Source organism: Psychroflexus sp. S27, assembly GCF_002810405.1.
GTDB classification, from domain to species: domain Bacteria; phylum Bacteroidota; class Bacteroidia; order Flavobacteriales; family Flavobacteriaceae; genus Psychroflexus; species Psychroflexus halocasei_A.
This window is the reverse complement of the sequence record NZ_NEXQ01000026.1, coordinates 1-22,299: the sequence shown is the minus strand read 5'-3', so window position 1 is coordinate 22,299 and position 22,299 is coordinate 1. Positions and strand designations below refer to the sequence as shown.

Genomic DNA, 22,299 nt, shown 5'->3' with positions numbered 1-22,299 from the left:
TTATGGCCTACGATTTTTCAACACTAAACGATAAAGATCCTAATAAATATGGTTACGATTTTTATGATATAGGTTTTGATGTGGGATATAGGTGGAATAAAGAAAATTTTGAATTAACTTTTAATAAAGGAAGTCGTCCAAGTATAGGTTATAATAAAAAATTAGAAGGACAATACAAAAATACACACATAACTTACACAGTTAAAGAGTATGATAAGGTTATGAAGAAAATAGCAGACTCAGTTAGATTAACACTTGAGCCAAATGACTTAGTGAACTTTAAAACGCCCTACAAACCAGTTTTAGAAAAACTAAGATATGATAGACATGACTATAAAATTTCTTTTAAAACAAGGAGTATTTATAGAACAGGTAGAGAGGAACTAAGAGGAGTTAAAAAAATATTAACAGATTTTGTAGTGATTGATGAGTTTGAAAATGAATCGCTTAGGCTTAGCGATTATAGTTTTGACTTAAGTGACTCTCCTATAGAAATAAGCGGGTGGACAAAAGATCGCGGATATGAAGTTACTGCAAAATTCAATATAACTAACACTGCCGAAGGGAGAAAACAAAAAAAAATTATTAGAATGTATAATGAAGATAGAAGTAGATTTAAAATAAAAGCTGATATAAAAGCGGTTGTTTTTGAAGATGATGAAGTACTAAAAAAATAAAATTAATCCAAAAAGGTATACAATTCGGTAACATGAAAAAGTTAACTTCCTTAAAATGCTTGAATATAGGTGATTACAGCCCTTGGTTCGAGTCTTTGAGGAGGAGCAAATAAAGCCTGATACAAAAGTATCGGGCTTTTTTGTTTTAAAGAAAAAGGTATGTATTATTTCTATATTATATATTCAGTTTCGCATGATAAATTTTACAGTGGCTCATCTCAAGATTCATGACTAAGATTGAAGAAGCATAACACGTCATCATTTAACACATTTACATTAAAATACCGACCTTGGATTTTAAAAGCAGTTTTTGAAGCAGGTGATACACGATCAGAAGCAGAAGTGATAGAAAGATATGTCAAGAAACAAAAGAGTCGTTGTTTGCTAGAAAAACTTATTGATAAAGATTTTGAAGTGACTGGAAAATTAGTAAACTCAATTAGAGTATCTCTTCTGAGCGATCACGTAAAGCTTTTTCGTATATAGGTATAAATATAAAAACCATCCTCAATTTGTTTTGAAGATGGTTTTTTTGAAATATTTTATGGTGTTTTTTAGAACATAAATCCTAATGAAACTTGGATAACACCATTTTTAATTGATGTTTCTGGATCACCAGCTTCGGTTGGTGAGTCGTCAATATTCATCAAACCTAAATTGTAACGAGCTTCAAAGTTTAAGCCGTTATCTAATTTGTAGCCAAGACCTAGATTTAGTCCAAAATCAATTGATTTTAAAGCGTCTTTGATATCTAAGTCAGAAATTGATTCTGTTTCTACAGTTGTTGATCCTCCAGTAGTAATTGTATAAACTTCATCAAAATCAGCTTTGGCCGATGTTAAAAAACTTATTTGAGGTCCAGCAATGACGCTAAAATTATCTGTAAAAAAATATTTAGCCATAACAGGTAAGTTGATATAGTTTAATTTATAAGTTGCTTCTTCTGAATAAATTTCAGAATAATCGTTAAAAGAATTAGTTTCAGTGTATTCATTTTTTGCACCTTGCATTGAATAAAGCAATTCAGCTTGAAGACTAAGCTTTTCGTTGATCATGTACTCAGCAACACCACCGACATGTAAGCCTACTTTCGTAGAGGCATCATCAACATCACCAGTAAGAGTTGCAAAATTTACCCCAGCTTTTGCTCCAAAATTGATCTGTTGAGCAACAGCAGTTGTAAAGCTCAAAACAGTAAATACAGTAAAAAGTAATAGTTTTTTCATTTGTTGTTTTTTAAGTTGTTAAAATAAAGTCAAAAATAGATTATTTTTTCTATTTGGTTCTGAGGTTTTAAAATAATATGTCCTCAGAAGTATAAATTTTATTTAAATATGAATATGCGATTGGATAAGCATGAAAAAACCATCTCAAATTAATGAGACAGTTTTTAACTTCTCCAAAAGCACCAATCACAGCGCCTTCAAATTCTGGAGCAGTCATTGTTCTTGTTGAATATGAGTTTTTCATAAGTAGCGCGCTGTCAGATCCGCCAAATAAGCCACGAGCTCTAACTATTTGTGCCAATTATACTAATCCTGCTAATTCTTCAGCTGTTGTAATCTAGAAGTTGTCAGAGCTTGCATCGTGCCATGTCACGTCAGAGGAATCTATTTATTCTGTTGTTAGGTAAGTTTAAGCGTAAATTGTAGATGTTGCTGTCACACAAATAAATAATAAAAATTGTAATGTTTTAATCATGATTTAATGTTTTGAAAAGTTTGCGTCAATTTAATCAATCCTTTGGTTTTTATTAAGGTTATATTGTAGCCCTTAGAAAGGCTTATGAAATGTCGGTATTGTTTAAATCGGTTATTTTAAGACCTTAAAAGTGAAGGTTAAGTAAAGTGGTTAAAAACTTGTTTTTTTAGTTTTCTTAGCTTATATTATCGAGGGCTTCTAAATTAACTTTGAAGCTGAGAAAGTCTGTCTTAACCGCATGATTTTTAGTCGTTTCAATATTTTAAAAAATATATTATAAGAATTAATATCTAACATCCTTTTGTAGGATACATAAATTTATAGCATAATATGAACAACAAAAGAGTAGGAATTATAGGAGCAGGACCAAGTGGTTTAGCTCAATTAAGAGCTTTTGAAGCTTTAAAAGATAAAGGAGTTGAAATCCCAGAAATTGTATGTTTTGAAAAGCAAGACAATTGGGGAGGTATGTGGAATTACTCTTGGCGAACTGGTGTTGGAAAATATGGTGAACCTGTACATGGAAGTATGTATAAATATTTATGGTCTAACGGACCTAAAGAATGTCTAGAATTTTCAGATTATTCTTTTGATGAACATTTTAAGAAACCAATTTCATCATATCCACCGCGTCCTGTTTTATTCGATTATATTCAAGGACGTATCGATAAAAGTAATGCACGTGATTACATTCGTTTTAACACAACTGTAAGATGGGTGTCGTTTGATGAGAGGACAAAAAAGTTTAAAGTTGTTTTAGATGATCTTAAAAGTAATGAAACTTATGAAGAAGAGTTTGATTATTTGGTAACTGCTTCTGGACACTTCTCAACACCTAATATGCCGCATTTTGATGGTATTGAAGATTTTCCAGGTCACGTGATGCATGCTCATGACTTTAGAGGTGCAGATCAATTTAAAAATCAAAAATTACTACTGATAGGAAGTAGTTATTCTGCTGAAGATATTGGAGTGCAGTGCTACAAACATGGAGCCGAATCTGTAACATTGAGTTATAGAAGTAACCCTATCGGTGTTGAATGGCCTGATGGAATTAAGGAATTACCATTAGTAACTCATTTTGATGGGCCGACTGTACATTTCAGCAATGGAGAATCTGAAGATTTTGATGCCGTTGTGATGTGTACTGGTTATCAGCACAAATTTCCATTCCTGCCAAGTGAGTTGAGGTTAAAAACTAAGAATAACTTATATCCTGATAATATTTATAAAGGAATTTTCTTTAATGATAATCCACAGTTAATTTATTTAGGAATGCAAGATCAGTATTATACATTTAATATGTTTGATGCACAAGCTTGGGTTGCTCGTGATTACATGATGGGAACTTTAGAGTTACCTTCAAAAGTAGAGCGTCGTAAAGATATTGATCATTGGTTGGCAAAGCATGACGCGATGGAAGATGCTCTAGATTCTGTTGATTTCCAATCTGCTTACATAAAGGATTTACTTGAATTATCAGATTATCCAGATTTCAATGTCGATAAAGTTGCAGTCATGTTTAAAGAATGGCTACAAGATAAAGAAGAAAATATCTTAACCTATAGAGATAAAACATACAAAAGCGTTGTTACTGGCACACAAGCTGTAGAACATCACACAGAATGGATGGATGAACTTGATGATAGTAAAGAACGCTACCTGAAATTTAATAAAAAAGTAGAAGAGCTAACTTCTTAAAATAGTAAAATTCAAAATTTATAAAACCATTTCGTTTATTTAATGAAATGGTTTTTTTATATAAAACAACTAAGATTTTTCAGGCGTAATTATAACTCGGAGTCATAAAGCCATAAGAAATAGAAAAATATCTTTTAAATCTTGACGAAGTCTGATATAAGCAATACGCATTTGTGACTCTACTGTTTTAATTGAAATATCCAATTCACTGGCAATTTCTTTATAAGTGGCGCCGCTCATTTTTAATTTTAAGACTTGCTGACAAGCCTGAGGCAGCTTTGCTATACTTTTATTGAGTTCTTTACACTTTTGCTCAAATTCTTCATGTGTTAAATCTGTAACATCTTGCAGTGCTTCATAAGTTAAGTGGTCAATAAGTGAAGCTTCTTTATCTTTTTTACGAAGACGCATTAAATATTCATTGTAAGCCATCCTGTATAAGTAGGCTTTAGAAGAAGCAGTGATGAAAATTTCTTTTCTTTTATTCCAAAATTTCACAAACACAGATTGTGCAATTTCTTGTGCAGTATCGTGATCGATTTTAAAAGATTTTAAATAGATATAAATGCTTTGATAATACTTGTCAAAAAAGCGCTTAAAGGCCGACTTGTCGTCCTTTTTAATGCTCATTAGTAAATCTTTATCGTCCACTTTATTAGTCAAATTAATCTTAGTTTTTACCTAATTGTGAAAAAAATCAAAATTTCTTTAAGGGTAAATCTAAATTTTGGCATCACATTAGTAAATACCATCTATTATTTTGGAAAATATTATCATAAAATATCTTAACAACTCAATCTCTGAGTCAGAATTAGCACAATTAACCGACTGGTTAAAAACGCCTGAAAATCAGATTGAATTTAAGAAATATATCCAATTACATCACAAGTTGGAATGCACATTTGAACCAAACGCAAATCAAACGGCTTTTGATAAAGTGAAATCCACAATACAAAGAAAAGAGAAAAAAAACAATTACCGAACTTTTTATCGTTATGCTGCGGTATTAATTATAATGTTAAGCCTTGCAGGAGTTACTTTTTTCTTAATCAATACGAAAGATCAAATTGCTGCTGAGGAAAATTGGGTAGAACTCGAGCTTAATGACGGTAGCATAAAATATATTAAACCTGACGAAACCAATTTCGTTGATGAGTTAAACAGTTTATCAGGCTCAGATACCCAACTTGTTTATGACGAAGAAATTGCTGAAGATCAAAAACAGATTTTCTATAACACTTTAAGTGTACCTTACGGTAAAACATTCAGCATTGTTTTGTCAGACGGAACCCGTGTTAATCTTAACTCTGGTTCTTCTTTACGTTACCCAACAATATTTAGCAAAGATTCATTGCATCGCCAAGTCTTTTTAGATGGGGAAGCTTATTTTAATGTCACTTCTGAAAAAGAGCGTCCGTTTATTGTGAATTCCGAAGGGATGAATATTGAGGTTTTAGGAACAAAATTCAACCTGACTTCTTATCAAGAAGATGAAAAAGCTTATGCAGTTTTGGTCGAGGGCAGCATTAATGCTCAAAACCCAAAATCAGAACAACGCATTACTGTCAAGCCAGGTCAAAAGGTTTTTTACGAAAATTCTGATCTGTTAACGCAAAAAACAGACATACGTAAATACATCGCATGGGTTGATGGCGAACTTGTTTTTATCAAAGATTCTTTTCATGTGATTAAAAATAAAATTGAGAGACAATATGATGTTGAAATTAACAACAGCTATAATGCTTTAAACGATATCAAAATCACTGCAAGATTCAGCGAAGAAACGATTGAAGAAGTTTTAAAGACTTTTCAGACTTACAAAGACTTTAATTACATAATTGATGGAAAAACAATTGAAATTACAGAACCAAAAAACAAAAAACAATCAGAATAATTTTTATAAATCTAAAATTAATGAACCTCTAACAAGTAAAATCAACTAAATTTATGAACAATCAATTTTTTAAAAATTAAACCTTTAAAGGTTTCTCTAAAGAGATATCGATGAGGTTTGCTTTCGTTTTTTAATACTGTGTTCTTTTCAGATGAACGCAGAAAATTCAAAGCTTTTACAATCACAAGAAGTGAGTGTTTATGCCGAGAATTCTACATTGAGTCAAGTTTTTGAGCAAATTGAAAGTCAAACGACTCTCCGATTTTTTTATAGTGCTGAAGAGGTTGATGTAAATCAGCCAATCAATGCAACTTATAAAAATGTCAAATTATCTGAAGTTTTAGATGCTGTTTTAAGCCCTCAAAACTTAACCTATAGCATTCTTAAAAATCAAATTATTTTAAAAAAGAAGTCTCCGAAGCAAGTGATGCAAACTTCTTCAAAAACAAGTTTTCAAAAAAGAGTGATTGAAGGAACTGTCACAACAGAATCTGGCTCGCCTTTACCAGGTGTGAACGTACTTGTTGAAAACACTGATTCAGGAGCGATGACTGATTTTGATGGTAATTACTCAATTGAAGTTGATGCAGATAGTAAAGTCTTGGTTTTTTCATACGTTGGTTTCAAAACTAAACCAGTTAAAATCGGAGATCAAACGCGTATTGACGTCTCCTTAAAAGAAGACGTTCAGTTACTTGATCAAGTTGTTTTGATCGGTTATGGGCAACAAAAAAGAGAGGACGTTACAGGGTCAGTTTCTAGTGTTGAAACTGATGATATTGTACAGGCAGCAGCAGGTCAGGTCGGTTTTGATCGTGCACTTGGTGGCTTGGTTAAAGGTGTTCAAGTCTCACAAAACTCAGGACGTCCAGGAGCTCCAATTCGTTTAAATATTCGTGGGGTCACTTCTCCTTTATCTTCAGGACTTGGTGGAGGCGGATTAAATCAGCCACTTTATGTCATTGATGGTGTGCCTTTTAATACTGAAGGTATTTCAGGATCTAATCCTCTCTTAACGATTAATCCAAATGACATCAAAAGTTTTGATGTTTTAAAGGATGCAGCAGCAACTTCTATTTATGGATCAAGAGGTGCGAATGGTGTGATTATCATTGAGACTAAAAAAGGAAAAAGAAACCAGAAAACACAAACAAATCTTTCTTATACCACAACATTTGCAAGACCGATCAATACGGTTGATGTTTTAGATGCACAAGGTTATAAAGATTATTATGATTTATTGCTCAGCAATAGTGTTGGCGCAATTAACTCAGGAAAATTAGATCCATTTTTTGCTTTTGATTTACAAAACTTAGGTAATGTAGATCTTGATTTTTCAACATTAACAGCAACTTATAACGGTTTAAACGAAAACTATTTTGGTGATGCAAATACAGATTGGAATGATGAGGTTTTTAGAAGTGTAGCTATTTCAAATCAAGTTAACTTCGGGATCAATGGCGGGACTGAAAACACGAACTACTCTTTAAATTTATCTCACGTTAATCAAGAAGGTGTTGCGGTAAACGATCGCTTTGAGCAATATAATATCGGAATGTCTTTAAACACTGATTTGTCTGATAAATTCAACTTTGGTGCAACAGTCAATCTAGGTCACACAAAAGCTAAATCTGGCGAAGAAACAATCTTAGGTCAATACAACATTAATACAATGGTTGTACGTGCACGACCTGATTTACCAATCAGAGACGATAATGGCAACTTATTACCTCAAGAAGACTTTTCTAACGGATTTCCAACATTTGAACCTAACCCATTGATGCGTTTAGGTAATGATGATGTAGATAAATCATACAATTTTATAGGGAATGGCTTTCTTGAGTATGAACCTATCGATAGATTAAAGCTAAAAGCGGAAGTTAATTCAGCTGTTTTCTATAATGACCAGTCGACATTTGTACCGAAATCTGCTCAAGCAGATATGGTTTTTGTTCCGACAACTTCATTTTTATCAGAAGCAAATTCATTGGTATCAAACGTAACAACAAACTTGACGGCTAATTATAGTTTCAGATTTGACAAGCACCGTTTTACAACATTGATTGGTGCTGCTTGGGATTATACTAAAACAGATACAAAAAGTCAATTTTATTCAGGTTTCCCAGATGATGATTATTTAACAAACCCAACATCAGCAGAAAATCTATTATCATATATTGGTAACAAGGCTGAAACAGGTTTAAACTCATTGTTTTCAAGGGTAACATATAGTTATGATAGCAAGTATAACGCAACATTTAACTTCAGAACAGATAAGTCATCTAAATTCGGAAGCCTAAATAGCCGTGCATACTTTCCATCAGTATCTACAAGTTGGAATATTGCGAGAGAAGACTTTTTAGAAAGTAATGATAATATTAACGATTTGAAATTAAGAGCAAGTTTAGGTCGTGTTGGCTCAACTAACGTGGCTAATTTTGCCTACATTCAGTTTTTAAATACAAGCGCAAGTGATATTTATAATGGAGAAACTGCGGTTGTACCAAGCGACATTTTTCCGAATGAAGATATTGGTTGGGAAACAACAGATGAGATTAACCTTGGTTTAGACTTTGGTTTCTTAAACTCACGTTTAAGAGGTACAATTGATGTTTACAACAGAAAAACAGAAGGCGCTTTAGTGACAACACCAATTCCTCAGGAATTAGGTCCAAGTATATATTACTCTAACTTTATCGATGTTTCTAACAAAGGTGTTGAACTGAGCTTAGGTGGAGATATCATCCAAACAGATGATTTTAATTGGAGTGTCAATGCAAACTGGGCTGTTAACCGCAACAAATTAGATAAATTTAATGGTGCTGCAGTCAACCAATTTCAATTAGATTATTTTGTAGAAGGCGAACCTGTCGGAACAATTAAAGGTTACAAAGTTAAGCGCATCATTCAGTCGCAAGACGAAATAAATGATCTTAATGCAGCTTCACCAACAGGAACTTATGATCAACCAACAACAGGTGTTGGTGACTACCTTTTTGAAGATACAAATGGTGATGGTCGAATTACATCAGACGATAGAACTGTTATTGGAGATGTAGAGCCTGACTTCTTCGGTGGTTTTAGTACAAACCTTAATTACAAAAACTGGAATTTATCAGCAATTTTTCAATATTCAGTTGGAGCAGAAGCTTTGTGGGATGGTATTCCAAAAGGTGTATTTAATACTTTAGGAGAAAACAAATATGCTGAGTATGCAAATAATACATGGACACCAGATAACCCTGATGCACGCTTTGCACAAGCGGTTTATTTTGATCCTTCATCAAACAGTAGAGTTTCTGATCGTTATATGTACGAAACATCTTTCTTGCGTTTCAGAAGTTTACAATTAGGTTATACTTTTGCACCGAATGTTCTTAAAGATCTAGGCGTTACTCAGGCAACTTTAACATTATCAGGTAATAACTTAGCGACATGGACAAAATGGCCAGGCGTTGACCCTGAAACTTTTTCTGAAAGAAGTAGCATTACAAGTCAAACCAATAATGAAGATGCTTACCCATTATCGAAATCATTCTCGGTTGGTGTTCAGCTTAATTTCTAAAAAATATAAAAATGAAAAAATTTATCAATAAATTAATAATTCTATCACTCATCGCATTATCTGCATCTTGCTCGGTTGATGATGTTGAACCATATTATCAATTGACCCCTGAAGATGCAATTAGAGACGAAGCGAGTGCACAACGTATATTAAATGGTGTTTACGATTTAAGCCGAGAGTTTGATGTCAGCTTCTTCCCGTTGCATTTGGCGGCTTATGGAAATGAAGGAAGAATCTCTGGTTTTTTAAGCGGGATGAACGGTATGAATAACAACACTGTTAAGGTTCAGAATCCATTTTTGTCTAATCTCTATAACGGACATTATAAAATTATCAACTCTGCAAACTTTTTAATTGGAAAATTAGAAGAAGGAGCAGCTGTTGGCATCAGTGACGAAAGAAAAGCGTCTATGATTGCAGAAGCAAAGACAATGCGCGCTTTGGTTTCATTTAAGTTGTTGCGTTACTTTGGTGAGCATTATGATTTATCTTCACCTTACGGTATTGTTTTAAAAACTAATTTTTCTACTGAAATAGTTTCTATTCCAAGAAGTACAGTCCAAGAATCTTATGATTTTATTCTTGAAGATTTAGATGATGCAATTGCAAATGGTCCGAGTAATATTCCTCATTTTTTAGTCGGAAAAGTGACTGCGCAAGCCTTAAAAGCAAAAGTTCTTTTATATATGAATGATTACCAAGGTGCAGCTAGCTTAGCTGATGAAGTGATCAATAACGCTGAAGGTTACGCTTTGGAAACTGATTATGCTTCAATTTTCACAAACACCTACAACTCCCCAGAAGTTTTGTTTGCGCCAGTACATGGCTCCGGATCTGAAGGAGGAACGCAAATGTCTCAAGTGAAACAAACAACATACAGCGAAACTTTACGTGCACTTTCTGATGCGCAAGTACCAGGCGCTGGAGTTGTCTCTTCAGGTGCTGATTACGATCCGAGATTTGCCTATGCATATTCTGATATGACAAAAGGAAATAATGCTAATGGTAAATATCCATTTATTTCTAATGCTGAAAATGAAAATAACACGATGTATCATTTAAGATTAGCTGAGATTTATTTAATCAGAGCAGAAGCTTTATTAAGAGACCCAAGTGGAGATGATACTGAAGCATTAAGTCTTTTAAATGAAATCCGTACACGTGCAGGTGTTGCACCTTCAACAACAACCGATAATGCGGAATTATTAGAAGAAGTAAGACAAGAAAAATTATTAGAATTGTTCTTTGAAAATGGCGAACCACTTTTCGATTTAGTGAGATTTAGTATCTTAGGCGATATCAATGCTGCTGATGTTAAGCAGTCGCTAGATCAAGAGTATAAATACATTTTTCCAATGCCAGATCAAGCAGTGATTGGAAACACAAACCTTGAACAAAATCCAGGTTATTAATTTTAAATATGAAAATGATAAATATGCGAACTAAATCAACATTATTCCTTGCAGGCGCTATGAGTTTATTCTTTGCGTGCGATAAAGCACCAGAGCCAACTCCTGATTATGCCATTATTAAAGGAGAAGTTGCCAACCCTAAAGAAGGCGTTAATTTTAGGCTTTACAATCCTAAAACTTCAAAAACACAAATGATTGAAGTTGATGAAAACGGGAAATTTCATGATACTTTAAAGCTTGAAAACCCTGTTTATTTTAATGCGTCTTATAAAGATGTTTTCGGGCTTTATGTTCAAAATGGCTTTGATATGACACTGAATTTCGATTCAGAAAGCGCTTCTAAATCTTTAAAAATAAAAGGTGAAGGTGCTGAAGAAAATGCTAGTCTAAGAAAGAGGTCTAAAGAAACAAATGCGCTTTTTGGTGAAGATTATCGCGACTTCCTCTCTTTAGAAGAAGAAAAGTACAACAAAGCAATGACCGATTTTTCTGATAAACTCAACAAGCGTTTAGAAGAAAATAAAGATCAGTTAGATGAAAAGTTTATCACATCAGAAAAGAAGAAGATTGATGAACTTGTAACATCATTGGCAGCACAACGTGAAGACCAACTTAAGATGAATGAAAAAGTTGGTGTGGGTAAAGAATCACCACTTTTTGAGGATTACATGAACTATGACGGCGGTACTTCTTCTTTAAAAGATTTTAGAGGAAGCTATGTTTATATCGATATGTGGGCGACTTGGTGTGTGCCTTGCTTGTATGAAATTCCTTTTATGAAAAAAATTGAGGAACAATACAAGGATGATAATATTAAATTCCTTGCTGTTTCTCTTGATAAAAAAGAAGACGAGCAAAAATGGCGTGACTTAATCGAGAAGAGAAACTTGCATGGCACCCAGCTTTTAGCTGATAATGCAATGGAATCTCAGTTTGTAAAAGATTACTTTATTTACGGAATTCCACGTTTTATTTTGCTTGATCCTGAAGGGAGAATTGTGAGTGCAGATGCACCACGTCCATCAGAAGATAAGCTTAAAGAATTATTTGATAGCTTAGATATGTAATCAAGCGGTTAAAAGATTCATGATCAGAGACTGGCTCAGGTTTTCATTTATTTTTGAAGATTTTGAGCCAGTTTTGTTTTTCATAAACTTTTATGACTTGTGATAAATGATGGGAATTCAATTCCCTTAGTTTTGCAAATAAAAAATAAAATGAAAACAATCTTATTTAGTCTCGTTTTTAGCTTTATCAGTTTAACGAGTTTAGCTCAGCAAAAAGAAGGCCAACTTTCAACTCATATTCTTGACATTTCATCAGGTCAACCTGTACCAAATGTTGAGGTTCAGCTTGAAAAATATAATGCTCAAAATGACACTTGGCATTTGGTTGCCACAAAGAAAACTTTGACTTCAGGACGAATTAATGATTTCTTATCTCAACAACAAGATAACTTAGGTATTTATAAATTGAGATTTAAAACAAAAGCTTATTTTAAATCCAATGATATCAATAGCTTTTATCCATACATTGAAGTTGTTTTTGAAATCGAAAACCAAAAGCACTATCATGTCCCAATTACCTTGTCAGCTTATGGTTACTCAACTTATAGAGGAAGCTGATTTTGTCGGATTCATTTGGTTTAAGTATCTTTAAGATTCTCAACATTAATTTATAATATAAAACATGTCACAGCAAAAAGATCAATTGAGCAAACAGGATAAGTATTTTTTAGAAATGTGCGTAAACCTTGCCGAAGAAGCACTGAAAGCAGGTGATAAACCATTTGGATCTGTACTTGTTGGAGAGAACGAAAATATTTTAGCAACTTCAAGAAATCGCATCAACGAGAAAACAGTTTTAGCACAATGGGCTTGTGATAATCTAGATTTAGAAGAACGCCAAAAAGCAACACTTTACACCAGTGGCGAACATTGCCCGATGTGTGCTGGTGCGCATGCTTGGGCTGAAATAGGTGAGCTTGTTTTCTTGAGTTCTGCGAAACAACTGACAGGCTGGCTAAAGCAAAAAGGTGTAACTAAATCACCGATTAATTTTGTGCCATCACGTGATATCATCAATTATGGAAAAGTGAAAGGTCCTTTTGAAGGTGAGCTTTTCGAGAGAATAAAAGCTTTACAACTTAAGGCTTAAAGTAAATTTCAAATTTCATATTTTGTTAAGAGCTTACTAATTAAATGAGTGCATTAGTTTTTATTAATCATTTTTGTGAAAAATATTATCATGAAAAAACTAAGTTTTATTTTATGCTCACTCATTTTAATGACGGCATGCCAAGAGAATACTGATAAATCGGACAAAAAATCTGAAGACAAAAAGAATGTTGAAGCTGAAAAACAAAAGTCTGATATGCTGATGGGCTCAATTTGGGCTTTATCTAAACTCAACGGTGAAAAAATAGAAGCTTCAAACGAAGGTGAGCCAGTTCATTTTATGTTAAACAAAGATGGATCTAAAGTAAGCGGTTACGCAGGTTGTAACCAGATAATGGGATCTTATGAAACATCAGGTGACACCGAATTGAAATTCAGAGATATTGCTTCAACGCGCAGAAGTTGTCCTGATCAAAACAATAATGAAAAAGATTTCCTTGAAGCGCTAAGAAATACAACATCTTATAAATTAGACGGTAAAAAGTTAAGTTTGCTTAATGCAGACGATAAAACAATTGCTGTTTTTGATCATAAAAAGCCAGAAACACGTGAGATGGAATTAGGGAAATGGGAATTGAAAAGCTTAAAAGGTGAGTCAGTTGAATTTGAATCTAAAGAAGGTAATAAACTTCATTTCGAATTTATGAAAGACAACAAAATCGCTGGCTTTTCTGGCTGTAATACATTTTCGGGAACTTACAGCTTAAATAAAGATAAAGGCATTGAGTTTTCTCAAATGATTTCAACCCTAAAGGCTTGTCCTGATGTTGAATTTAAAGAAGCGATTTTCTTAAAAGTATTTGAGCACAGCACGTCTTATACAATCGAAAACGATCAATTAAAACTTTATAATGATAATGGCAAAGAATTAGCCAGTTTCACAGCACTATAAAATACGTAACGCAAGACTGCATGTCTTGCAAGATCATATGACATTTTTAAACTTTTAAAAATACACCCATGGACATCAAAATCTTCAAAAATAAATGGTTTTTACTCACCATCATGGCAATCACTTGGGGAAGCTCCTTTATTTTGATTAAGAAATCACTTTTAGCCTTTACACCTTTTCAAATCGGTGCATTTAGGGTAGGTTTAGCGGGTTTGATTTTATCTTACTTAGGTATTCCAGCATTAAGAAAAATGACGAGACGAGATGCTTTGTGGGTTGGCGCAGCAGGTTTTTTTGGTAACTTTTTACCGATGTTTTTATTCCCGATTGCACAAACGCAAGTCGGAAGTTCATTGGCGGGAATCATCAATAGTCTGGAGCCGATTTTTGTTTTGGTATTAGCTTTTATGCTCTTTGGGATCAAGAGCCGCTTAACACAAGTGTTTGGCGCAATTATCGGTTTTTTAGGTGCGGCCGTTCTGCTTTATTTTTCAGAAAGTAAAACAGAAGATAGCCAAATCGCCTACACACTTCTCATGGTTTTGGCTTCTGCATGTTATGCAATTTCTGCTTTAATTATTAAGTTAAAATTACAGGAAGTCAAGTCTATCCATGTTTCTAGTGGCGTTTTTACGATCTGGATGGTTCCTTCGATGTTTATATTGATTTTTTCAGGATTTTTCACAAAAGATTTTGATGCAGCTGCCATTGAGGCGCTTGGTTTTATGAGTTTGCTCAGTATTTTCGGAACAGCTATTGGTATTGTTTTATTCTATAAATTGATTCAAGATACATCAGCGGTTTTTGCGAGCACAGTTTCATATCTTTTGCCAATCGTCGCCGTTATTTGGGGTGTTTTAGATGGTGAAGAATTTAATATTTGGTATCTGTTAGGAGCTGTTTTAATTTTAATCGGAATTTATTTAATACGCGAAAAGAAAAAGAAACCACAAGTGACGCCACGTTAAAATATTAAGCTTAAATTAGAGCTCTAATACTATTGGGTTTGCATCTTTTTTTACAAATCGCATACGGCTTACTTATTTTCCTTGTCATCTTGCGTATTCTTTATGATACACGAGACGCAACAAAGGCTTTAGCTTATATTTTACTGGTTATTTTTCTGCCATTGCTCGGTATCTTTTTTTATTTTTCCTTTGGGGTTAATTATCGTAAACGAAAAATTTACAGCAAGAAGATCATCAAAGATGTGAAGCTGCGTGAGAAAATAGAAACCAATTTAAAAAAATATCACCAAGATGTTATTGATGAAAAATTGGTTGCAAATCAACATACAAACTTGGTGAATTTTGTGGCTCAAGCTGGTCGAAATCCGCTTGCTGCCAATAATCAAATCGACTTGCTCGAAAACGGAGAAGAGAAATTTCCAGTCTTGTTAGAGGCACTCGAAAAAGCCCAAAAGCACATTCATTTACAATATTACATTTTTGCAGATGACATTACCGGAAATCAAATCGCTGATGTTTTAGTGCGAAAAGCACAGGAAGGTGTTGAGGTCAGATTTATGTATGATGATTTTGGGAGTCATGCCTTAGGTAGAAAGTTTATTCGAAAACTTGAAGCAGGTGGCGTTGAAACTGCACCTTTTTACAAAATTATCTGGTACGCATTTGCCAACAGATTAAATTATAGAAATCACCGTAAAATTGTCATTATTGACGGCGTCACTTCGTTTGTAGGAGGCATTAACGTGAGCGACAGATATAGAAATGATCTATCTTTAAATCAAATTTTTTGGCGAGATACGCATTTAAAAATTCATGGCTCGGCGAGCTTTTTTTTACAATATATTTTTATCAGTGACTGGAATTTTTGCAGCAAAGCGCCGATAACTGAACATCAAAATTACTTATTAAGGCCAGAAGCTGTTCCGCAGCTTAAAGGTGATGTTGTGCAGGTGGTCGCCTCTGGGCCAGATTCGGACTTGCCAGTGATTTACTATACACTTATCGAAGCGATCAATTCGGCCAAAAAAAGCATCTACATTACCTCGCCTTATTTCATTCCTGGCAATAGCCTCATGGATGCTTTGATTATTGCAGCCAATAAAAACATCGATATCAAAATTTTAGTTCCAGGAAAATCTGATTCCGTGATGGTCAATTTAGCCGCGCAATCTTACTACACAGAATTATCACATTATGGTGTAGAAATATATAGATATGAGCGTGGCTTTGTGCACGCCAAAACGCTTTGTATTGATGATGATTTGGTGATGGTGGGTTCTGCCAATATGGATTATCGTAGTTTTGATTTAAACTTTGAAGCCAATGCCATTGTGTATAGTCAAAAAATGAATTCCGATTTGTCAGCATTATTTTTTAAAGATATCAAATCTTCCGAAATGATAGACCCTGAGCTTTACCTCAAACGCTCAAAAGCTCAGCAACTCCTCGAAAAAATCTTCCGTTTGCTTTCTCCATTTTTATAAAACAAAATTTTCCATTTTTTGTTTTTAAGTCGCTAGTCTAAAGCTAAATAAAGCCTATTGAAAGGCTATGTTTATGTATAGAAAGTTCGATGCTCACTCGTAACTTGTTCGATCTTTCTTCGATAAAGCCAGTCATACCGAGGGAACAACGTCTAAACATCGAAGGAATAACGAGGGGGATATGGGGTTAGTATAGAAAAATAAAGTTTCTGAAATTGCTTAATCATAAAAAAGATATTTTTTAAATATCTTACACCGACATTATTTGGCGAACCCCTTATCTAAATTTGAAACTATGGCAGGATATAAACTTTTAAAGCGTTTAGATGTAATTCTTCATTTAGTTGAAACATATCCATACATCTCAAAATCTGAGTTGATTCAGCGTTTAGCTGATGATTATAATATTGTCACGACTAAACGAACGATAGAGAGAGATTTTAGAGCCTTGTCGCTTGACTTTGGAATAGAACTCACCTATTGCACAACTCGAAACGGATACAAGCTTTCCCAAAAAGATGAGCACAGAATACAGTCCTTTCTAAGATATGTAGAGCTTGTACATGTAGGAGAATTATTTAAGCAAGGTTTAAATGATTTTGATGTTTTAAGACAAACAATCGCTCTAGAAGATAGTTCAAAATTTAAAGGTATTCATTTGATAAAACCATTGCTTTTAGCAGTTAAACAATCTCAAAGCGTCAATTTTATCTATGAAAATTATAGTCGTGAAACCCATCACAACTACAAAATAACGCCTTTGCAAATACGTGAATACCAAAACCGTTGGTATGTAATTGGTGTTCCTGAAGGTGAAACACACATCCGCACTTTTGGGTTAGATCGTATATCTGATTTAGAATTAAGCGAATACTCGACCATCAAAATCTCAGAATTTGAAACACAGCTTGATAAGTTTAATAATGTTGTCGGGTTAAATTATAACGCAACAGAAAAAAAAGAATTTATTAGAATTGCTGTTACAGAAAAACAATATAAATATCTGAAAAGTTTGCCTTTACATCAGAGTCAAACTTTAGAAAAGCAACTTGACGATCAGCGTCTTGAAGTCTCATTTTATCTTAAACCCAATTTTGAGTTTAAAATGCACATATTAAAAATGGGAAGTCGAGTGGAAGTATTATCTCCAAATTGGTTAAGCTGTAAATCATGAACTAAAAGTACAATTTTGAAAGCAATTCACAACTCAACTCAGGAAATATTTGAACTGAATAAAGCTGTAAATCATGAACTAAAAGTACAATTTTGAAAGCAATTCACAACGGAAGATTAAAGATAATGTTTTTAACGCCGCTGTAAATCATGAACTAAAAGTACAATTTTGAAAGCAATTCACAACTTACGTCGGTGCAATTAGCCGAATGGACGGGCTGTAAATCATGAACTAAAAGTACAATTTTGAAAGCAATTCACAACCACGGCGCATTAGGTAATATCAATGAAAGCGCTGTAAATCATGAACTAAAAGTACAATTTTGAAAGCAATTCACAACGAATCTCTTGGTTATGTTGCTTAAATTTATGCTGTAAATCATGAACTAAAAGTACAATTTTGAAAGCAATTCACAACTGGCGAAGGAGCAGCCCAGCCCGGCGATATGCTGTAAATCATGAACTAAAAGTACTCCCGAAGCTTCGGGATTTAAATCAATCCAACAAGAAACTTGACGCTGAAGGATAAGTTGTAAAAAATACCGAGGCTTGAAAAGCTCGGTATTTTAATTTTACACACTGAGATAATACCTTATTTTCAGAACTTTCTAAAGTTTTCTTTATTAGAATAATCCTTCAACAGATAAGTAACGCTCACCTGTGTCATAATTAAAGCTAAGTACATTCGCGTTTTCAGGAATACCCCTCAAACGAATATTGATGTTGTTTTAACTTTTGTTGACTTAACAAAATTTTATAAATTTGAAGTCTGTCATTCATCCATCCAATGTTTGATTTCTAACAATGCATTTATTATACATGAGAGTTGTTTTAATCTTTTCGATCTTATTGCTTTTCGGAGTATTACTTTTATTGGGTGTGAGACTCCCGATAGGTTTACTTTTGGGGCCAATGCTTTTTTTTATAGTAGTAGATACTGTTTTTGATTTTAAAAAGACATTGTTACATATAACACCATTTAGTCTGTATTTTTTGTGTAAATTTTATTTAAACTTTAATGATTTATTTGAAGAAAATATAAACTTGTATTATATAGTTTACGATGCTTTATCGGTTATTTCTTTAACCTCTTATCTTTATGCTGTATCTAACTACAGGTTAAAGCATAAGTATACAGATGCTAGAAGGTTTTATATTAATCAAATGTTTTTTAGCTACGCGCTGTATATCGTCGTTTATTTTTCCTTTTTAATTCGCCGTCTATTCAATATAGATTATGAAATTAATATTGATATCATATGGTTAAGCATAGCTTTAATAAACACAATGCTTATTATTTCTATAATTTATATGGGTATGAATTATAGAAGTAACAACGACTCACTAAAGAGAGGCCTAACTAATAATAAAAATATTTATGGTTTATCTAAAGCAGAATTAGAAGATTACTCAGATAAAATTATTGAGTATTGTATTGAAAATGATAAGATTTATAAGTTAAATTTTGATTTAGAAACCTTATCTAAAGACTTGGATATTCCTAAGCATCATTTATCATTTTGTTTTTCTCATTGCTTAGGTCTAACATTTTATAAGTTATTAGCAACTTATCGTATCAATAGAGCAGTAAGACTAATTGAAGAATCACCCTCTTTGTCATTGGACTCAATTGCACATGAATGTGGGTACAGTTCTAGAAGTACTTTTAATAAACATTTTAAAAATATATTAGGTACTCTCCCTTCAGAATACTTAGATAAAACAATAACCTAAATTTGTTATGCTTTTATTATCAACTGCAGTGATAGTGATCAGTTGTATTGTATTATATATCTATCCTCGTTTAGAAAAAATACAGACCTTTGATCGTTATTTGCTCTCGATTACACTCGTTATTTTAATTCATGTTCTGCATGTTAGTATTGTATATGGTTTCTTTAATTGCTGTTTGCATTACATTGCCTTAATGCCTTATGGATTAATTTATCCACCACTGCTTTATTTTACATCATTATTAATTTATAAACAAAAAAATAAAATAAATTACGATCATCACTTGATTCCTTTTTTTTTGTTTTTCTTAATTTATATCATACTCCTTATTAGTGATTCTTTACTAGATACTTATGGCGAATTTCTTTTTAAGACATTGCTATTAGCAGAGTCTGTTTCTTCTTTGACTTACTCAATTTTAAGTATTGTCATCTTTTTGAAATCATCTATAAGAAAAGAAATAGCTGATTACATAAATAGATCTTATGAACTGTGTCTTTTGCTTGTTGTGGTCGAAGGTAACTTCGTTTTAATCCATTTTATAAGTACTTTTTCAAAAGATCAGATAATTATGCAAAGAACAGATATAATTAATCTTTTGTTTTGTTTGATAGTAGTTTCACTGATAATTATGATTCTTATAGAAAGATTTCTTATTAATAAGGAAAATGCTAATGGCATTATAGAAAGAACTAAACTTGTTTTTCAAAAGAATACTAAAAAATATCAAACAAAAAATAAATTAAAGCCGAGTATTAAAACAAATGCACAAGGAGTTTTTAATTCAGAAAAGGAGAGAGTTGATTTTGTAAATCGACTTAAGTATTTTGAAGATTCTAATCAATTTTTAGATGGTGAACTAACTCTGTCCCAAATTTCAAAAAAGCTTCATACGTCTGATCAACTTTTGTCTAAATACTTAAAAAATGAGCTAAATACGAATTTCAATAATTATCTAAATAATTTAAGAATTAAATACATTGTAGCTTTATTGACGCATAAGCTCGAGAACAATGTTCCCATAAAATCATTAGAAGATACTTATTTGCAAGCTGGTTTTAAATCTAAGTCAACCTTTAATAGACATTTCAAGCGCGTCATGTCTCAAACTCCTACAGAATTTATCGATTCTTTTAAAAATATGCTTCCTTAAAAATTAAAATGACACTTTATTTTTTTTAAAAATCTGATTTATAGGGTTTTAACATTTAAATTTAAGGTTTATTGATACCTTGATTATTTTTAAAACAACATTCATAATACGAATATGACACTAAATAGAATGCTTTTTACTGTAATTTTGAATAGATAAACAATTATTATGTAGATGTTAAGTTTTATTCATTTGTATAATGCTGTGCTAACAAATAATTTATTATGAGAAAAATTACAATTTTAATTGCATTATTTTCAGTTTTAGGAGCCTTTGATGCAGAGGCTCAGGTCGGTATAGGTACACCAGATCCAAGTGATGCAACTATTTTAGAAGTTCTTTCAGGGGATAAAGGGGTTTTAATTCCTAGAGTTGCTTTACAGGGGACTACTAACTTTTCGCCTATAATAGGAAGTGAGGTGGAAAGCCTTATAGTGTACAATACATTTACTTCTTCAAATTCAGATGACCCAGAAGCTGTGTATCCTGGATTTTATTATTGGCAGAATAACATGTGGCAACGTATAATCAATCAAGAGGATTTAAAAACAGCTATCGAAGATTTAGGAGGTGATTTGAATACTTCCATTGAGCAAATTCACGACCTTATTAATTATATAGCGCCTTCTAATCCAAGTAACGAGGATGAAAATGGTAATCCAATTGTTACCGAAAATCATTCTACCGTTGTATGGGATGAAACTGCAGGCGAGTTTTATGTAGTGACCTATGATGCGCTAACAGGAGAATATGTAAAAACACTTATTGATATTAATCAACTCATTTCTGGTTCTGAAACAAATACTTTTATTCGTGTAGAAATAACTGCCAGCGAACCAAACGTTTACCATTACTTCTCAGAAAGTGCTATTAAAGATTGGTTGAATGCAGATGCTGCGAATACTGATCCTTTTGTCAATATGCCTATAACTGCAACTGGTGTTGTAACTATTGATGTTGTAGGTGACGTAGTTGAGAATTTCGAATATATCCTTGAGCAAGAAATTACATACGAAGGAGAGCAAGTGACAATCGAAGAAATTATCCAAATGATTTCATCTGAAGTAGATGGGAATGTAATTTATACAGAAGTTGGAGGTGAAATGGTTTTTCAATACTATGACGCATCAACGGGAGATTATGTAACAATAAACCTCGATGAGTTAGTAAGTGAACTTGAAACCAATACGTTTATCCGTAAAGTAGATGCTTATATTGATACTAATGGAGATGATATTCCTACTACTTACTATTATTTCTCTGAAGAGGCTATTAAAGATTGGATGGCATTAGATCCAACTGCGAATACCGATGCAGAAGCAAACATGGAGGTTACTGAGCCTGGAGTTATTGCGATAAATGTWGTWGGCGATGTAGTTGAGAATTTCGAATATATCCTTGAGCAAGAAATTACATACGAAGGAGAGCAAGTGACAATCGAAGAAATTATCCAAATGATTTCATCTGAAGTAGATGGGAATGTGATTTATACAGAAGTTGGAGGTGAAATGGTTTTTCAATACTATGACGCATCAACGGGAGATTATGTAACAATAAACCTCGATGAGTTAGTAAGTGAACTTGAAACCAATACGTTTATCCGTAAAGTAGATGCTTATATTGATACTAATGGAGATGATATTCCTACTACTTACTATTATTTCTCTGAAGAGGCTATTAAAGATTGGATGGCATTAGATCCAACTGCGAATACCGATGCAGAAGCAAACATGGAGGTTACTGAGCCTGGAGTTATTGCGATAAATGT

The 22,299-nt window shown here is 33.1% G+C and carries 17 protein-coding genes, 2 pseudogenes and 1 CRISPR repeat array; of the genes and pseudogenes, 16 read left to right on the top strand and 3 right to left on the bottom strand.

Features of this window, described 5'->3' with window-relative positions; translation table 11 throughout:
- Nucleotides 1-2 precede the first annotated feature (2 nt).
- Both CAP47_RS11375 and CAP47_RS11370 read left to right on the top strand, forming a co-directional pair.
- A complete protein-coding gene (locus CAP47_RS11375) occupies nt 3-677 on the top strand; it encodes a hypothetical protein (protein ID WP_100776732.1) in 675 nt (224 codons plus the stop codon).
- Between the two features lie 237 nt (nt 678-914).
- Nucleotides 915-1,163 (top strand): hypothetical protein, encoded by a 249-nt coding sequence (locus CAP47_RS11370; protein ID WP_100776731.1) that lies wholly within the window; start codon nt 915-917, stop codon nt 1,161-1,163.
- 68 nt (nt 1,164-1,231) lie between these two features.
- On the opposite strand, the gene CAP47_RS11365 is transcribed toward CAP47_RS11370, so the two are convergent.
- Both CAP47_RS11365 and CAP47_RS11360 read right to left on the bottom strand, forming a co-directional pair.
- Nucleotides 1,232-1,903, bottom strand: coding sequence for a porin family protein (locus CAP47_RS11365; protein ID WP_100776730.1), 672 nt, complete (start codon nt 1,901-1,903; stop codon nt 1,232-1,234).
- A 67-nt stretch (nt 1,904-1,970) separates the two neighbouring features.
- Nucleotides 1,971-2,204, bottom strand: coding sequence for a hypothetical protein (locus CAP47_RS11360; RefSeq protein ID WP_100776729.1), 234 nt, complete (start codon nt 2,202-2,204; stop codon nt 1,971-1,973).
- A 504-nt stretch (nt 2,205-2,708) separates the two neighbouring features.
- Between CAP47_RS11360 and CAP47_RS11355 the strand changes: the two genes are divergently transcribed.
- A complete protein-coding gene (locus CAP47_RS11355; RefSeq protein ID WP_100776728.1) occupies nt 2,709-4,079 on the top strand; it encodes a flavin-containing monooxygenase in 1,371 nt (456 codons plus the stop codon).
- Between the two features lie 102 nt (nt 4,080-4,181).
- Here the strand turns inward: CAP47_RS11355 and CAP47_RS11350 are convergent, their stop codons facing one another.
- A complete protein-coding gene (locus CAP47_RS11350; protein WP_100776830.1) occupies nt 4,182-4,709 on the bottom strand; it encodes an RNA polymerase sigma factor in 528 nt (175 codons plus the stop codon).
- 130 nt (nt 4,710-4,839) lie between these two features.
- On the opposite strand from CAP47_RS11350, the gene CAP47_RS11345 reads away from it, so the two are divergent.
- The 13 genes and pseudogenes from CAP47_RS11345 to CAP47_RS11285 all read left to right on the top strand — a co-directional run.
- Entirely contained in the window at nt 4,840-5,973 is a 1,134-nt protein-coding gene (locus CAP47_RS11345; RefSeq protein WP_100776727.1) for a FecR family protein, read from the top strand.
- A 151-nt stretch (nt 5,974-6,124) separates the two neighbouring features.
- Entirely contained in the window at nt 6,125-9,538 is a 3,414-nt protein-coding gene (locus tag CAP47_RS11340; protein ID WP_100776726.1) for a TonB-dependent receptor, read from the top strand.
- Nucleotides 9,539-9,549: 11 nt separating this feature from the next.
- Nucleotides 9,550-10,950 (top strand): RagB/SusD family nutrient uptake outer membrane protein, encoded by a 1,401-nt coding sequence (locus tag CAP47_RS11335; RefSeq protein ID WP_093244520.1) that lies wholly within the window; start codon nt 9,550-9,552, stop codon nt 10,948-10,950.
- Nucleotides 10,951-10,958: 8 nt separating this feature from the next.
- Nucleotides 10,959-12,017, top strand: coding sequence for a TlpA family protein disulfide reductase (locus CAP47_RS11330; RefSeq protein WP_238141049.1), 1,059 nt, complete (start codon nt 10,959-10,961; stop codon nt 12,015-12,017).
- Between the two features lie 150 nt (nt 12,018-12,167).
- Nucleotides 12,168-12,575: a hydroxyisourate hydrolase gene (gene uraH / locus CAP47_RS11325; RefSeq protein ID WP_100776725.1), complete on the top strand. Its 408-nt coding sequence runs from the start codon at nt 12,168-12,170 to the stop codon at nt 12,573-12,575.
- A 64-nt stretch (nt 12,576-12,639) separates the two neighbouring features.
- Nucleotides 12,640-13,107, top strand: coding sequence for a nucleoside deaminase (locus CAP47_RS11320; RefSeq protein WP_100776724.1), 468 nt, complete (start codon nt 12,640-12,642; stop codon nt 13,105-13,107).
- Nucleotides 13,108-13,197: 90 nt separating this feature from the next.
- Nucleotides 13,198-14,019, top strand: coding sequence for an META domain-containing protein (locus CAP47_RS11315; protein ID WP_100776723.1), 822 nt, complete (start codon nt 13,198-13,200; stop codon nt 14,017-14,019).
- A 68-nt stretch (nt 14,020-14,087) separates the two neighbouring features.
- Nucleotides 14,088-14,987, top strand: a complete 900-nt coding sequence (locus CAP47_RS11310) for a DMT family transporter (RefSeq protein WP_100776722.1) — start codon at nt 14,088-14,090, stop codon at nt 14,985-14,987.
- 38 nt (nt 14,988-15,025) lie between these two features.
- The gene (cls, locus tag CAP47_RS11305) at nt 15,026-16,471 is read left to right on the top strand and encodes a cardiolipin synthase (protein ID WP_238141048.1); all 1,446 of its coding nucleotides are present in this window, start codon (nt 15,026-15,028) and stop codon (nt 16,469-16,471) included.
- Between the two features lie 295 nt (nt 16,472-16,766).
- A pseudogene (locus CAP47_RS12650) lies at nt 16,767-17,618 on the top strand (helix-turn-helix transcriptional regulator); the annotation flags it as partial.
- Nucleotides 17,619-17,631: 13 nt separating this feature from the next.
- Nucleotides 17,632-18,062: direct repeats of the CRISPR family, unit length 47 nt; unit sequence GCTGTAAATCATGAACTAAAAGTACAATTTTGAAAGCAATTCACAAC.
- 401 nt (nt 18,063-18,463) lie between these two features.
- Complete coding sequence (locus CAP47_RS11295; protein WP_192869997.1) at nt 18,464-19,378, top strand: helix-turn-helix domain-containing protein; 915 nt, start codon at nt 18,464-18,466, stop codon at nt 19,376-19,378.
- 7 nt (nt 19,379-19,385) lie between these two features.
- A complete protein-coding gene (locus CAP47_RS11290; RefSeq protein WP_100776719.1) occupies nt 19,386-20,531 on the top strand; it encodes a helix-turn-helix domain-containing protein in 1,146 nt (381 codons plus the stop codon).
- Nucleotides 20,532-20,965: 434 nt separating this feature from the next.
- Nucleotides 20,966-22,299 (top strand): annotated as a pseudogene (locus tag CAP47_RS11285) (hypothetical protein); the annotation flags it as partial.

Excerpts from the sequence above, each read along its gene's own strand:
- CAP47_RS11375 (WP_100776732.1), top strand. The coding sequence starts at position 3 with ATGGCCTACGATTTTTCAACACTAAACGATAAAGATCCTAATAAATAT.
- CAP47_RS11365 (WP_100776730.1), bottom strand. The coding sequence starts at position 1,903 with ATGAAAAAACTATTACTTTTTACTGTATTTACTGTTTTGAGCTTTACA.
- CAP47_RS11355 (WP_100776728.1), top strand. The coding sequence starts at position 2,709 with ATGAACAACAAAAGAGTAGGAATTATAGGAGCAGGACCAAGTGGTTTA.
- CAP47_RS11350 (WP_100776830.1), bottom strand. The coding sequence starts at position 4,709 with ATGAGCATTAAAAAGGACGACAAGTCGGCCTTTAAGCGCTTTTTTGAC.
- CAP47_RS11340 (WP_100776726.1), top strand. The coding sequence starts at position 6,125 with ATGAACGCAGAAAATTCAAAGCTTTTACAATCACAAGAAGTGAGTGTT.
- CAP47_RS11335 (WP_093244520.1), top strand. The coding sequence starts at position 9,550 with ATGAAAAAATTTATCAATAAATTAATAATTCTATCACTCATCGCATTA.
- CAP47_RS11330 (WP_238141049.1), top strand. The coding sequence starts at position 10,959 with ATGAAAATGATAAATATGCGAACTAAATCAACATTATTCCTTGCAGGC.
- uraH (WP_100776725.1), top strand. The coding sequence starts at position 12,168 with ATGAAAACAATCTTATTTAGTCTCGTTTTTAGCTTTATCAGTTTAACG.
- CAP47_RS11320 (WP_100776724.1), top strand. The coding sequence starts at position 12,640 with ATGTCACAGCAAAAAGATCAATTGAGCAAACAGGATAAGTATTTTTTA.
- CAP47_RS11315 (WP_100776723.1), top strand. The coding sequence starts at position 13,198 with ATGAAAAAACTAAGTTTTATTTTATGCTCACTCATTTTAATGACGGCA.
- CAP47_RS11310 (WP_100776722.1), top strand. The coding sequence starts at position 14,088 with ATGGACATCAAAATCTTCAAAAATAAATGGTTTTTACTCACCATCATG.
- CAP47_RS11295 (WP_192869997.1), top strand. The coding sequence starts at position 18,464 with ATGAGAGTTGTTTTAATCTTTTCGATCTTATTGCTTTTCGGAGTATTA.
- CAP47_RS11290 (WP_100776719.1), top strand. The coding sequence starts at position 19,386 with ATGCTTTTATTATCAACTGCAGTGATAGTGATCAGTTGTATTGTATTA.